This window comes from Butyrivibrio sp. VCD2006 (genome assembly GCF_000423925.1).
Lineage (GTDB): Bacteria > Bacillota > Clostridia > Lachnospirales > Lachnospiraceae > Butyrivibrio.
The window spans coordinates 32,568-46,798 of sequence record NZ_AUIX01000038.1 but is presented as its reverse complement, the minus strand read 5'-3'; the positions used below and the strand labels follow the sequence as shown (position 1 = coordinate 46,798).

At 41.1% G+C, this 14,231-nt stretch carries 15 protein-coding genes; all 15 read left to right on the top strand.

What is annotated here, in order from left to right:
• Nucleotides 1-78 precede the first annotated feature (78 nt).
• The 15 genes from G586_RS0113515 (at nt 79) to G586_RS0113445 (ending at nt 14,218) form a co-directional block, all read left to right on the top strand.
• A complete protein-coding gene (locus G586_RS0113515) occupies nt 79-333 on the top strand; it encodes a DUF6465 family protein (RefSeq protein WP_026528190.1) in 255 nt (84 codons plus the stop codon).
• 15 nt (nt 334-348) lie between these two features.
• Nucleotides 349-1,107 (top strand): ParA family protein, encoded by a 759-nt coding sequence (locus G586_RS0113510; RefSeq protein WP_026528189.1) that lies wholly within the window; start codon nt 349-351, stop codon nt 1,105-1,107.
• A gap of 67 nt (nt 1,108-1,174) precedes the next feature.
• Nucleotides 1,175-1,906 (top strand): YjjG family noncanonical pyrimidine nucleotidase, encoded by a 732-nt coding sequence (locus G586_RS0113505; RefSeq protein ID WP_026528188.1) that lies wholly within the window; start codon nt 1,175-1,177, stop codon nt 1,904-1,906.
• 101 nt (nt 1,907-2,007) lie between these two features.
• Nucleotides 2,008-2,682 carry a GDSL-type esterase/lipase family protein gene (locus G586_RS0113500; protein WP_242832023.1) on the top strand — a complete coding sequence of 225 codons (675 nt, stop codon included), beginning with the start codon at nt 2,008-2,010 and terminating at the stop codon, nt 2,680-2,682.
• Between the two features lie 55 nt (nt 2,683-2,737).
• Nucleotides 2,738-3,574, top strand: coding sequence for a polysaccharide deacetylase family protein (locus G586_RS0113495; RefSeq protein WP_026528186.1), 837 nt, complete (start codon nt 2,738-2,740; stop codon nt 3,572-3,574).
• 89 nt (nt 3,575-3,663) lie between these two features.
• Nucleotides 3,664-3,798, top strand: a complete 135-nt coding sequence (locus G586_RS27240; protein ID WP_255346260.1) for a hypothetical protein — start codon at nt 3,664-3,666, stop codon at nt 3,796-3,798.
• A 653-nt stretch (nt 3,799-4,451) separates the two neighbouring features.
• Nucleotides 4,452-5,006, top strand: coding sequence for a GNAT family N-acetyltransferase (locus G586_RS0113485; RefSeq protein ID WP_026528185.1), 555 nt, complete (start codon nt 4,452-4,454; stop codon nt 5,004-5,006).
• 219 nt (nt 5,007-5,225) lie between these two features.
• A complete protein-coding gene (locus tag G586_RS0113480; protein WP_051204801.1) occupies nt 5,226-6,038 on the top strand; it encodes an ElyC/SanA/YdcF family protein in 813 nt (270 codons plus the stop codon).
• Nucleotides 6,039-6,143: 105 nt separating this feature from the next.
• Nucleotides 6,144-6,686: a hypothetical protein gene (locus tag G586_RS0113475; RefSeq protein WP_026528183.1), complete on the top strand. Its 543-nt coding sequence runs from the start codon at nt 6,144-6,146 to the stop codon at nt 6,684-6,686.
• A 75-nt stretch (nt 6,687-6,761) separates the two neighbouring features.
• Nucleotides 6,762-7,640: a GNAT family N-acetyltransferase gene (locus G586_RS27015; RefSeq protein ID WP_242832022.1), complete on the top strand. Its 879-nt coding sequence runs from the start codon at nt 6,762-6,764 to the stop codon at nt 7,638-7,640.
• A gap of 40 nt (nt 7,641-7,680) precedes the next feature.
• Complete coding sequence (locus G586_RS23120; RefSeq protein WP_051204800.1) at nt 7,681-8,199, top strand: PhzF family phenazine biosynthesis protein; 519 nt, start codon at nt 7,681-7,683, stop codon at nt 8,197-8,199.
• 304 nt (nt 8,200-8,503) lie between these two features.
• Complete coding sequence (locus tag G586_RS0113460; protein ID WP_026528181.1) at nt 8,504-9,157, top strand: hypothetical protein; 654 nt, start codon at nt 8,504-8,506, stop codon at nt 9,155-9,157.
• Between the two features lie 467 nt (nt 9,158-9,624).
• Complete coding sequence (locus G586_RS0113455) at nt 9,625-9,903, top strand: hypothetical protein (RefSeq protein ID WP_026528180.1); 279 nt, start codon at nt 9,625-9,627, stop codon at nt 9,901-9,903.
• Nucleotides 9,904-10,247: 344 nt separating this feature from the next.
• Nucleotides 10,248-11,828: a cytochrome c biogenesis CcdA family protein gene (locus G586_RS0113450; protein WP_026528179.1), complete on the top strand. Its 1,581-nt coding sequence runs from the start codon at nt 10,248-10,250 to the stop codon at nt 11,826-11,828.
• Nucleotides 11,829-11,863: 35 nt separating this feature from the next.
• On the top strand, nt 11,864-14,218 hold the full coding sequence (locus G586_RS0113445; protein WP_026528178.1) for a glycoside hydrolase family 95 protein: 2,355 nt from the start codon (nt 11,864-11,866) through the stop codon (nt 14,216-14,218).
• Nucleotides 14,219-14,231 lie beyond the last annotated feature (13 nt).

The window sequence follows — 14,231 nt, the reverse complement described above, 5'->3', positions numbered from 1 at the left end:
GTATTTGAATGAAAGCTTTTTTTCAAGCAATCTGAGTGCTAAAATAGACAGAAAATAATGTTTTTGAGGGAGGACATGATGGCTAGAAAAAGTAGTGTTGAAAGAGCAAATGAAATCATTGGCGGTTTTGCTACTGCCCAAAAGAATGTTGTGATTCAGTTTGGCGATAAAGAGCGCAGAACGAATGACCTTCTGAATTGCATTAAAGAGGATCTTTTGTCAAAAGGCGTAGCCGATTCAGATATTGAAAAGGTTGATGTTTATGTAAAGCCTGAGGAGCATAAGGTATTCTATGTTGTTAATGAGAAAATAAATGGCAGCGTAGAATTTTAATGGGGGAGGAAAAAAATGGCAACTGTATTCGTTGTAGCTAATCAAAAGGGAGGAATCGGCAAGAGCACTACAGCAACCAATCTTGCAGGAATTCTTGGACAGAAGGCTAAAACACTTTTAATAGATGCGGATCCGCAGGGGAACAGCTCAAGCACCTATGATGCTAAGATCGACGACGCAGCAACACTTTATGATGTAATGATCGACTCAGAAAAGCTGCCAATTTCCGAAGCTATCCAGCACACTGAAAACGGCGATATTGTAGCGTCCGATCCGCTTCTTGTTAAAGCGGAAAAAATGCTTGATGGGGATGTCGAAGGCTTTTACAGACTCAAGGATGCGCTTGAAGGACTTGAGGGCTATAAATATGTCGTGATCGATACTGCGCCATCCTTGAATATCATTCTATACAACTGCCTTATCGCAGCAGACAAGGTGATCATTCCCGTTACCGCAGACGCATACGCACTTCAGGGTATTTCCCAGCTTTATGACACCATTATGGCTGTAAAACGCAGACAAAATAAGGATCTTTCAATCGCGGGACTTCTTCTCGTGAGATACGCAGGCAGATCCAATCTTGAGCGCGATACCAGAGAGGACATCGAGAAGACAGCTAAGCAGATGGGAACAAAGCTCTTTAAGACCGTCATAAGGGAATGTGTTAAGACCAAAGAGGCCCAGGAAAATAAGAGACTTCTGATAGATTATGCACCTAAGTGCAATACTTGCCTGGATTATATCGATTTTTCAAAGGAACTTCTGAGAAAGTAAAACTTATAAATGCAAAAGACGCTGAAACTGCATTTGCAGAATCAGCGTCTTTTAAGATGGAGTACAAATGCATAACAATTTCCTTTTTGACTTAGATCAGACTTTACTTGATTTTCATGCATCAGAGTACATAGCCCTTGGAAAAGTGCTTCAGGAAAATGGCTTATCCTATTCAGAGGATATTTATAAGCTTTTCAAGGCATATAACAAATCACTTTGGATGGAGCTGGAAAAGGGCCATATTACGCGGACTGAGCTCTTTACAATGAGGTTCAACTATATATTTGAAAAGTGCGAAGGCGATTCAACAGGCTTGGATCCCCTTAAGCTCAACAGCGATTTCATAAGGACTATGTCGGAAAACGGCGTGCTTCTTGATGGGGCGCTGGAATTTTTGGAAAAATTGAAGGCGCAAATCAAGGATGCAAGAATATATGTGATCACTAACGGCGTTACCATAAACGCCAGGGGAAGGATTGAATCCACCGGCATGGACAAATATTTAGACGGTTTATTCGTTAGCGAGGACATGGGCGTGAACAAGCCTTCAGTTGAGTATTTTGACATGGTCCTTGATAAAATTATGGAGCCAAAGGAATCCTGCATTGTTATAGGGGACTCACTTTCTTCAGATATGCTTGGAGCTAAAAATGCCGGCATGGCTTCGATGTGGTTTATGCCGGAGGGAGATGTTGAAACGGCGATGAATGAGTATGCTATAGACTATACCGCAGCGTCATTTGATGAGCTGCTACAGATATTGGAAAAGTGGGCTAAGGAACATACTGCAGGAATCTAAGGAGAAATAAGCAATTAGGATGAGTGGGCCAAGGATTACATTGCAGAAGTCTAAATAGAAATAATCAATTAAGAAGTTAAAAAGGAATGGAGGATAATTATATGAGCAATATGAAACCGGAGGATATAATTTTTGAGTTTTTCCAAAAAGAAAAGATGGATAAGCTTGAGAGGTACAGACATCTCAATAAATATGTTAAGAAGGGACAGATTCTTTTTACAGGTTCATCCCTTATGGAGCAGTTTCCGATTAATGAGATTGCCATTACCGATGGCGTTAACGCTGTCATCTATAACCGAGGTATTGGTGGTTATACAATTCCTGAGATGCTTGATGCTATGGACGAGCAGATATTTGCCCTTGATCCCTCAAAGATTTTCATCAATATCGGCACAAATGATATCAGCCGAGAGGATGAAACTCTTGAAATGCTGATAAAGGACTATAGAAAGGTGCTGTCGCAGGTTAAAGAAAGACTCCCTGAAGCCAGGGTATATCTGATGGCATATTACCCTGTTAACGTAAGCGTCGCGGAAAACCAGCCCTGGGAAGGTGCTAAGAGAGCAGCAGAGTTAAGGCTTGAGAGACTTGAAAAGGCCAATGCGGCCGTAAAAGAGCTCGCTGCCGAGTTTGGCTATTTTTTCATAGATGTAAACGAAGGCCTTACCAATGAGAGCGGACAGACCAAGGAAGAGTTTTCAATAGACGGAATCCATATGTGGTCCGATGCTTATGAGATCATTTTTAAGAACATGAAGAAATACATACTCGAATGAAGAGGTCGAGTACTGAGATACTAACTTAAACATAACACAGGAGATACAAAGAAATATGGCAAACATGATAATGCGTTTCCCGGGAGGTCTTCCCAAGGCGCTTACTTTAAGTTATGACGATGGCGTTGAGCAGGACGAGAGACTTATTGAAATCGCGGAGAGAAACGGCATAAAGGGAACCTTTAACCTGAACAGTGGCCTTTTTGCAAAAGAGGGCTTTAAATATGAACCCGACACAATACACAGGCGTATGTCGCTAAGTCATGCCAGGGAAGTATATAAAAAGAGCAGCTGGGAGATAGCGGCACATGCCTATACCCATGCTTCTCTTGTCGGACTCCCGGGAAATATCGCTACTAAAGAGATATTCCAGGACAGGAAAGAACTGGAGGAGACTTTCGAAACATTTGTGAGAGGATTCGCTTATCCTTATGGCGCGTTTGATGATGCAAGTGTAGAAATCCTTAAAAATTGCGGAATCTGCTATGCAAGAACCGTGCATTCAACGCACGACTTCCATCTTCCAACTGACTGGTTACGACTTCCGGCCACATGTCATCATGCAGATCCGCAGCTTATGGATCTGGCAAAAAGATTTGTTGAAACGGAGAATTGGTGGGATCCCATGCTGTTTTATGTTTGGGGCCACAGCTACGAATTTGAGCAGTTCGATAACTGGGGAGTGATAGAAGAGTTTTGCGAGTATATGGCAAAGAGAGATGACATCTGGTACGCCACAAATATTGAAATATACGATTATTGTAAAGCCTTTTCAGAGCTCATTTTTAATACAGATATGACCGCGTGCAAGAACCCTACTTCAAGGGAATTGTGGTTTACATATGGTGAAAAGGATGTTTATGTTCCATCAGGAAACACCGTGACATTTTAAGATACGACAAAAAATGATAATGCCTATTCCAAAGTCTAAGAGGATATAACTGAAAAAAGTTGTTAGCATCGGGTTACAGTTATATTTACATGGCAAAGGAAGAGGATATCCCGAAGCTTGTTGATGTGCTTTGCAGAGGAGATGGAAGAGACGGCACAATTTCAGGATTCGTGACACTTAATGAAGATGACTGCACAAAGATTTACAAGATGATGTGCGAGTGAAATAGTCAACGAAATTGAAATCAATGATTTGCTAGTAAAAGCGATGTGAATCGATGATTTTCTAGTAGAAAAAGCGATGGAATTGATGATTTTTCCTGCTTGAAAGTTATAGATTCAGCATAAAGGTAAGTAGTCCCGGCTAAAATGAACCCCATAAAGTGGGCACAAAGAATAATACACGGCATAAAGCTAAAATCCAAAAAGATCGTGTATCATTGAGCCATTCCGGAAGGAAGTACGGCACGTCATATGGCTGAATTCCATAAAATGCCGTGTATTCTAGGCTCATCCTAAATTTCCCTACTACACGTCATAAGCCATAAATCCGCAAAATGCCGTGTATTCTGGGTTCATCCTAAAGGCCACTACTACACGTCATATAGCCGAATTCCATAAAATGCCGTGTATTCTAGGCTTATCCTAAATTTCCCTACTACACGTCATATGGCCGAATTCCACAAGATGCCGTGTATTCTAGGCTCAAATCCATAAAAGTCGTGTTGTTTTAACAAAAGCAGCCCATATTCGTTGTATTTTTGACATCGCTGATTTATATTTGAAGCTAACGATGCAGAATAGTTCTAAGACTCGGACAAACAATATAGAAGAAGTAGTATGAAACATTGTGGGACATACGATATGGGAGAAGTGGTATGAAACATTGCGGGACAAGGACAATTGAAACTGAAAGACTCATTTTGAGAAGATTTACGATAGAAGATGCAGCCTGCATGTATAAAAACTGGGCTTCTGATGAAGCTGTCGTAAAATACCTCACATGGCCGGTGCATGAAAATGAAAATGCAACCAAGGAAATTCTCAAGCCCTGGGTGGAGTCTTACAAAGAAGATAATTACTATCAATGGGCGATTGTCCTTAAGGAGATAGATGAGCCTATCGGAAGCATCTCTGCAGTAGGAATGAAAGAAAGCATCGATATGGTTCACATCGGATACTGTATCGGAAGTCCCTGGTGGCATCAGGGAATTACATCGGAATCTCTGAAAGCCATTATTGAGTTTTTCTTTGATAAAGTTGGGGTAAATCGTATCGAAGCAAGGCATGATCCCAGAAATCCACACTCCGGTATGGTCATGAAAAAGTGTGGGATGAAGTATGAAGGCACGATGCGAAGCGCGGATAAAAACAATCAGGGAATCTGTGATGCCTGTTGGTATTCCATATTGAAATCTGACATTACTGACTGACAAATAATGAAATATCTGTATAGAAAAAGATGTAAACGCTATTATTGAAGTTGACTAGTGGTAAACTTTGTCATTGATGTTTGCAAAAAGCTGGCTTAGTTCAACACATCCCAAAAATAAAGAGTGAAAAACAGGTCTATATCTGTGTAGGATAAGGCCTGTTTTTGTTTTGTGATATTTTATTATAAAAACAAGCTCTTATACTTCAGGAGGTTGAAGGTGGAAAACAGAACCGAAGGTGACATTCAGACAGCAATCAATACGCTTGGCCGATTTTGCGGAAAAAGAGATATCCGCACTCTTGACCGTGACCAACTATATGATACTTATGGAATTTACAAGGCAGATGTGATGGTTCTTTTTGGAGGAAGCATACTGGCGGGAGGAGATGTGTTTGCCAAGGCTATCAAGGATGAGCTTGCAGAGACATTCATTATTGTCGGAGGCGCCGGACACACTACCGATACGCTGCGGAATCGTGTGCACTCTGAATATCCGTTTATCAAAACAGCCGGGCTGACTGAGGCGGAGATTTTTCAGCAGTATCTGCAAAAAGTCCATAACTGTCAGGCTGACTTGTTGGAAACCGAGTCTACAAATTGCGGAAACAATATCACAAATCTTCTTTCTTTGCTGAATGAAAAGCATATCCATTTCCAAAATATCATCCTTTGCCAGGACGAGACTATGCAGGCGAGAATGGATGCCGTGCTTCGTAAATACACATCCGACTCAGTAAAAATCATCAACTATGCCGCGTATGCAGCAACGGTTTGCGCATCTCAATCCGGATTAACCTATACAGAAGATATCCATGGGATGTGGGACATAGACCGCTATATAGAACTGCTCATGGGCGAAATCCCAAGACTGACAGACGATGAAAACGGATACGGACCAAACGGTAAGAGGTTCCTTGCTCATGTTGAAATCCCGGATAAAGTAAGGCTTGCTTTTGAAAAATTGAAGACAACCTACGGTAAACAAGTAAGAGAAGCAAATCCCTTGTTTGCCTCAAAAGAAACAGTTTGAAGAATGTATTCAAAATTTAATAAGGCGCAATTATTGAGTATTTAATGCTATTCTCTTCTGATATGATTATGCTAGGGAACATGATAAATAGGAGGAGAGACCATCATGATAGCTGAAGTCAAAAATTATATAAAACAGATAGAGAAAAATGAAAGCCTCAGTGAATATCTTGAATCTGAATGCGATTTTTATTTAGAGGATGAAGCTCAGCTCAAAGACGATCTTGAGGCATTACTTGTAGGCGGAGAGTCCAATTACAACTTAGTTCCTTTTGCCTGCGATGGCGGTGGCGGGATTTATGCACTATTGGACAATGGATGCGTGGGCTTTATAGATTCTGAGGGCTCTGCGGGAATCGTAGGTAACTCGGTAAAGAATTTCTTTAGTATTATACTGAGCTGCGGTTATATCACAGATTTTGGGAAGTTCGGAGCACTTGAGAGCAAGGAAGCTTTTTTGAATTATTACAACGAACTGGAAATGCCAAGAGACGAGGCATCCGTGAATGATTTTATCAGGAAAAATGATCTCGTAACGGATCCGGAGCAAATATATACCATATTCAAGGATTCAGTCATGGCGGAGCCGCGACTAACCATCAAAGCCACCAGCGACGAATATGTAGATTCAGAACAGTTCTTCATTTAGGCTGCCCTATTTTTGGGCCGACTTGTTTTGAATCATTGTTGAAGGAGAAATTTAGCGCAATAAACACAAAATAGTATGAATATAAGACGAATGACAGAATCGGATCTGATGGACCTATACGGAACTGTATCTGATCCGGAAGTAATGAAATTTATTGAAGATCCATATGATTTAGATAAGACTAAGGCATTTCTGAATAAGGCTGCACTAACAGAGACACCTCTGATATACGCTGCCGAAGACGATTTGGGCAATTATATAGGTTATGTTATTTATCATGAATATGAACAGGATTCTATGGAAATAGGATGGGTTCTGAATAAATCTGCCTGGGGTAAAGGCTATACCAGCAAACTGACAGAAGAATTAGTTAAAAAAGTAAGACTACAAGGGAAGAACGCCGTTATTGAATGCAGTCCAAATCAAAAGATAACAAAACATATAGCTGAAAAAATCGGGTTTGAATATGCAGGAAAAAGGGATGAACTCGATGTTTATCGGCTTGAATGTTATAGGATAATTGACGATGACGTAGTACTCATTCCGTACTATCGAAATGATGAGGAGTCCTTTCCCTGGTATCAAGACCAGGATGTTTGTAAGCAGGTGGATAATATAGACCATGTTTATGATATAGATACACTTCATGAGATGTACGATTTTCTTAGCAGTAGAGGCAATTGCTACTACATTCAATATCAAGGAAAACTTGTAGGAGATGTATCTCTCCGGGATAATGCTGAGCTTGCAATTGTTATCTGCAAAGAGTATCAGAACAAACATATAGGCAGAAAATGCATCCTTGATATGATAGCTCTCGCCAAAGAAAAGGGAATGGATAAGATCAAAGCCAATATCTATTCCTTTAATACGCAGAGCCAGCGGATGTTTCAGTCTGTGGGATTTGTGAAAACGGATGATGAATGGTTTGAATACTGTATTAAGGGTGTTTAATGGCTTGCAGTAGTATTTGTGACGATAGTATTAGCTTATTATGAAAACCAGGTTTGATACGCGAAGCGGAAATTTGACTGTCGTAAGAAAAGATAATCTATATGAGATGAATTTTCCTATACATGAGCAGCATGAAGTTCCGGTGACAGATGATATGGAGAGTGCATTTGGCATAAGACCTGTAAAGGCTATCCTTGGAACCGATTTGGTCTGTGTATTTGAATCTGGGGAGCAGATTCGGAAAATGAAACCTGATCAGAATAAGTTAACTCACCTTCCGGGGCGTGGTCAAAACGTTACCGCGAAGGGAACAGCTGTAGATTGTGTATCTAGAAGTTTCCTTCCGGAACTAATGGTTCCCGAAGATCCTGTTTGTGGTTCTGCTCACTGTCAGATAGCTGATTACTGGTCAAGGGAGCTTGGGAAAAATACGATTCATGCTTACCAGGCATCAAAAAGAGGCGGACATCTTTACTGCGAATTGCTTGGTAATGGGCGTATAAGTATAAGCGGAGAGGCCACACTGGTAGCCATCTCAGATGTTGTTGTGGAGTTTTGATATTAAGGAAGTCTAGAAACTTAAGCGGTTTGATATTATTATATTTCAAGAAAAATACATACATCAAATAATCGTAATTATTACGTATTTTATAACGATCTCATCTGATAAAATTATGTAAGAGGAACATAATAAACAGGGGACGATATTTGGGGATGAAAACATTATATTGGTTATATTTATTCTGATTTACACAGGCTGCCAAATCTGTTTTGGCTGTCTTGTTTTGATTAATACGCAACAATTGATTACATACATATAAGCAGAAAAATTGAATGAATAACAAACACCGGAGAATAGGTATATGGAAGTTGAAGATACAGGAATCATAGGTGGGGCCGATGGCCCTACAGCCATATTTTTTGCGAATGAAACATATAAGCCGGCGCTAACGCAGAGAATACAGCGATTTATCAACAAGACAAAAAGACATTTCATAGAGAAAACAATAGTGCCGGGAACGCATACTATTGAAGAAGTCGAGGAGTATCTGAAAATCAGGTACGGTTTTGTTGAAGCGGACAGGACAGCTCCGGATTTTATCGTACAGTATGAGCAGATGCGCACAAGTTCACTTTTCGAGCACAGACCTGATCTGGTAGAAGGACAGGAAATCGATTTTGATATCGATCCATCTGAGGACCATGAGGTGATTTTAAGAAAACTCCGTGAGAAAACTGATAAAGAGCGTGAAATCGCTGCGAGTATACCGAGGGAAATATTTGATATAGATTACCATGAGTATATCAAGACAGGAAAAGACATCAATGATTCTATGAGTATCATCATTGAGCGAAACTACGCCTATTTTGGCGGTGGTGCCCAAGGCAGTAAGTTGTCTATCAGGAAGTGGAACAAAATCTTTAAGGATGTCTATCGATTCTATGGCGTTTCAGAAGAAGACATCAAAAATAAAACTGAGAGATATAAGGATCTGGTCTTTGAGCTTAGTTTGTAAGGAAAATGGTAAATCACTAAAAAGACGTGTAGTAATGACTAGAGCCTAATATAACGGTACTACATGTCAAATGCCATATTTTTCAGAAAGACATGTAGCAATGACTTAGCAAAAAAAGAATCCTACTTGTCAAAAGGTCAATTCAATAAAAAGACTAGTAACAATTACAGACCCCAAGGCAGAATCCTACTTGTCAAATAAAGCAATTTAAATAAAGACAAGTAGAGAAGTCTTTTTCACAGAATAACGACGCTAACGTTTTACCATTTCCATAGATTAGTTAACTTCAACAGCAAACATCACATCCATACAAACCGCACAGCGCCTAAAAATGACATTTCAGCCGCCAATCTGCATATTTAAAGAAAAATGCATTCCTTTTAACAGATAAAGCTTTATCATTTTCTTTAGAAGGTAGTCATAAAACTCTTCATAAGCCACAAAGATTACAGCCGGAGGAAAACTACATGCTAATGCCCTGGAACAAGACAAAACTTATTACAGATTCATCATCTATGGAAATAGCAAGAGTCACTGAAATTCTAAAACAGAACAGTATAGAGTATGAGTGCGTTACCAAGAAGAACGAGTCAACGCTGGGCAACCTGATACACGGTTCAATGGGAGCCAGTGTAGGCGGAGGCGGTGCATTTACTTATTCTCAGTCCGCAGGGCCTATCACTTATGTTTACCATGTTTTTGTTAGTAAAAAGAATCTTGAACTGGCAAAAAATCTGATCGATTAGTCAATTTGAAAATTTCCATGCAATTAGATTTCTTGAACTATTCAATATCTTCTAGAATTCTCCAAGAATCTCTTTAGGGTTATCCTGCCCCTTTATTCAGCTACACATAACCTCAAATGACAAATAATGATAATTATCATTCCAAAGTCTAAGATGTTTACCTAGTAATAAATTGATAATATTCAATATAGTAACTACAGGTCTGTTTCCGTGCAGGAGAAGACCTGTTTTATTCGGCCATCTTAAGAAATGAATAATTATAAAAAAGCAAGTGGTGATTTACTTCTTTATTTGGATATGTGAAATTGAAAAGGACAGAAGAAGTATGAGTGGTGAGGATAGATATGAGTATGAAAAAAGGGCAGATAAAGGTTTTCCTTGTCATAGCACTTATTGTTGTTGGGCTTACAGTGATAGGCGGCATATCCAATAAAGTGATGAAGACAACAAGGCTCTCTGCAAAAGAGCGCGCGGCAAATACGACTATAGAGTTATATGTTATTGCCCCTTGCGAGAGCTGCCATGAAGAAGATAAGTTTCGTCGGGAAATATCAAACCAGCTGACGCTTGCAGGGTATGAAAGCAATAAAATCACCGTGAATAATGTCTATAAAGAAAGTGGAGCAACGCATTTCTCGGATACGGTGGACAAGTATCAGCTTGATATTACAATGATGGATCTGCCGGCGGCCATCGTTGATGGAGTGGTATATCAGGGAACCTATCAGGAGATTGGCAGGGCTCTGGTCAGCCATTTTGAGAATGGGGCAAAAAACGAGGGAAAGAGCCTTGTTCCAGGTAATCATGCGGATGATTCCGCAAGTAGCAGTAATGATCAGGCGGCAGATTCTGAATTCTATCGTGCTGTCCTTGATGTCGGAAAAGATGATACGGCGCTGGTTTTGTTTGTGACTAGTGCATGTGACAGCTGTCATGATGCGCAGACTTTTCTGGAAGAAATCCTGACGGATCGATCCAAATTGTATGTTTACAATATTTTAGATGATGGAAATATCACCCTGTATCAAAGTCTCGTCAGACTTTATGGCGTGCCGGAAGCAAAACAGAAGGTTCCGATTCTATTTACCAAAGCAGATTACCTTCCAGGAGATGAGGCAATAATAAATGGCGCGGAAGAAGCAATTGAAAATGTAGAGGCAAGGGGACCGTGGGATAAGAAGGTACAAGGTCTCTCAACGAAAAAAGAAAATCATTCGATATCAAAACTTCAGCTTATTCTAACGGGATTAATCAATGGTCTTAATCCCTGCGGAATTTCCATGCTCCTTATGGTCTTGTCTGTCTTACTTGTGTCAGACTGCAATTTCTTTGGTGGGAGCTTCATTTTTATATTAGGAAAATTCCTGACGTATCTGCTACTTGGATTTATGATAGAAACATTTATTGGCGCGATTGAGAGTACTACCTTTGGAGCGGTGCAAAGAGTGTTAAAAATTGCTTTTGCATTGCTGGCGTTTGCTTTTGGAACCTTTTACCTCATTGATTTCATTCATGTTGTAAAGAAGGATTACGGAAAAGTAAGATTGCAGCTTCCGGAACGCCTTCGCAGATGGAATCATGAAATGATAGGTAAACTCACCAATATCCCCGTAAGACTCTGGTATCCTGTACTGTTTCTTTTGGGAATCGTGATTTCCGCAGGAGAATTTCTTTGTACAGGACAGATCTACCTGGCAGAGCTTTTGTATATGGCAAGACATAATCCAGGTATAGGACCAGAGCTTACCCTAAATCTGACACTTTATCTGGCAGCGATGTGTATACCGATGATATTGCTCGTTTTATTGGTATCCAGAGGGAAAACTGTCATGTCGGCATCTCATCTGTCGGTAAAGGCACTTCCTGCCATCAAGCTGATATATAGTATCTTTTTCTTCGCTTTATTCATCACATTATTCTTTTGATATATGAAAAAAGGAATGTTGAAGGGGGAATAATTATGACGCAGAAAAATCATCTACTTTATTACAGCCCTGCATCCAGATGGGGAGATGCGCTGCCACTTGGAAACGGAAGACTTGGTGCCATGGTCTATGGCGAGACAGACATGGAGCGTATAACGTTAAACGACGACTCTCTTTGGAATGGTCTTTCGATGGACCGCAATAATCCGGCATATCGGGAGAAACTTCCGGAGATACGAAAACTGATATTTGATGGAAAAATGCATGAGGCGGAGGTTCTTATCGCACAGTACATGGCCGGTGTTCCGTACTCACAGCGCCCATATTCCTTTGTTGGACAACTGAACATGGCATTAAATCAGAAAATGCCATTTGCCATGGGCGGAAGAGAGGACTCTAAGGAGTGCGAAAAATATGAAATGGATCTGGATCTGATGACAGGTATCCTAAGGGTGGATCACAAGATGGACGGGATTTCCTATCACAGGGAGATGTTCATCAGTAATCCGGCACAGATTTTATGCATCAGGCTTACTGCAGATACCTCAAAAGCAATTCGCTTGGAACTAAAGCTGGACCGAGTCACGGTATCCGATACCTTCATAGAGGATGATCGCCGTCCCGGAATGAAAGCAAGAGGCGGCGGATGGCCGGGAACAAAAGTGGATTTTTCAAGAACAGTAGATAAAAACACCTATCTGATGGCAGGAAATGACTCCGGCGTACAGTTTGCGGCGGCATTTCGCGTAGAATGTGACGGAGAACTTATCAATCCTATATCCCAGCTGACGGCTTCAGATAGCAGTGATGTGACTATATATTTGACATGCGCTACATCGAATCGGTTCGAGAATCCAAAAGAAGAAGTGCTTAGGGTTCTGGATGAGGCGCAGAAAAAGGGATATCAAACCCTTAAAGAAGAGCATATCAAGGACTTTTCTTCACTTATGGAGAGATGTCAGCTTGATCTTGGGGAACCCGCTGAGGGAAGTATAGAGCAAAGACTAAATGCCTTCCGCGAGGGAGCAAAGGATCCTGATCTGGCAGCGCTGTATTTTCAGTTTGGCCGCTACCTTATAGTTTCAGGAAGTAGGCCCGGCAGCGCGCCACTTAATCTTCAGGGAATCTGGAACGCTGAGTTTATGCCAATGTGGGACAGCAAATATACCATCAATATAAATCTTCAGATGAATTATTGGCTTGCCTTAATCGGAAATCTTACGGATCTCCAGGAGCCATTGTTTGACCTCCTTGAGACTATGCATGAACCGGGAAAAAAGACAGCAGAGGTAATGTATGGCATGAGAGGCATGGTATGCCATCACAATACAGATTATTACGGTGACTGCGCACCACAGGACATCTATATGGCGTCCACTCCATGGGTAACAGGAGGAGCATGGCTTGGAATGCATGTGTGGGAACAGTATCTTTACACCGGAGAAACGAGCATATTGGAGCGCATGTATCCGATACTGAAGGATATGGCTCTGTTTTATCAGGACTTTTTGATTGAGGTGGATGGGCAGCTCCTTACCTGTCCATCGGTTTCACCGGAGAACCGATATTATCTTCCGGATAGCTCTGATACGCCGCTTTGTTTCAGTCCTGCGATGGACAATCAGATTCTTCGTGAATTCTTCGGGGCATTACTTGAGATACAAAAGCTTCTTGATATGGATTTAGAGTATGGAGAAACGCTGAAATCCATGATAGAAAAGCTTCCAAAGGATAGAATTGGCTCGAAGGGACAGCTGATGGAGTGGCATGAAGATTTTTCCGAGCAGTGTCCCGGCATGGGGCACGTCTCCCATCTATATGCGGTTTATCCCGGATGCTCCATAAATTGGCGAGATACGCAGGAGCTCATGAAGGCAGCCGAGGTTTCGCTAAAACGCCGTAAGGCCCACGGAGCCGGAGAAAATGCATGGCCGCTTGCCTGGTATATTTGCCTGGATGCGAGATTTAAAAATGGTAGGAATGCGGATGAAGAAATCGCACGTATGCTTAAGAATTCTGCTTCCCGTAGTTTATTGAACGCAGGATTTGTTTTTCAGATAGATGGGAATCTCGGAGCCGCGGCAGGAATTGCGGAATGCCTTCTGCAAAGCCATTTGGGTCTTGATTTTCTACCGGCACTTCCGACCTCCTGGGAAAATGGCAGCTGCAAGGGACTTCTTGCAAGAGGTGGACATGAGATTGATTTGTATTGGGAAAACGGAAAGCTAACACGTGCAGTTGTAAGACCGAAGACAAACGGCGTAATCTCCGTAATTGGGCAGGAATACGTTGTTACCTGTAAAGGAAAGTCCGTTGATAAAAACAAAACAGAAACAGGATTTTCATTCATGGGGCTTGCGAACGAAGAATATGAAATCAAACCGGAATAAAAGGATAAAAATC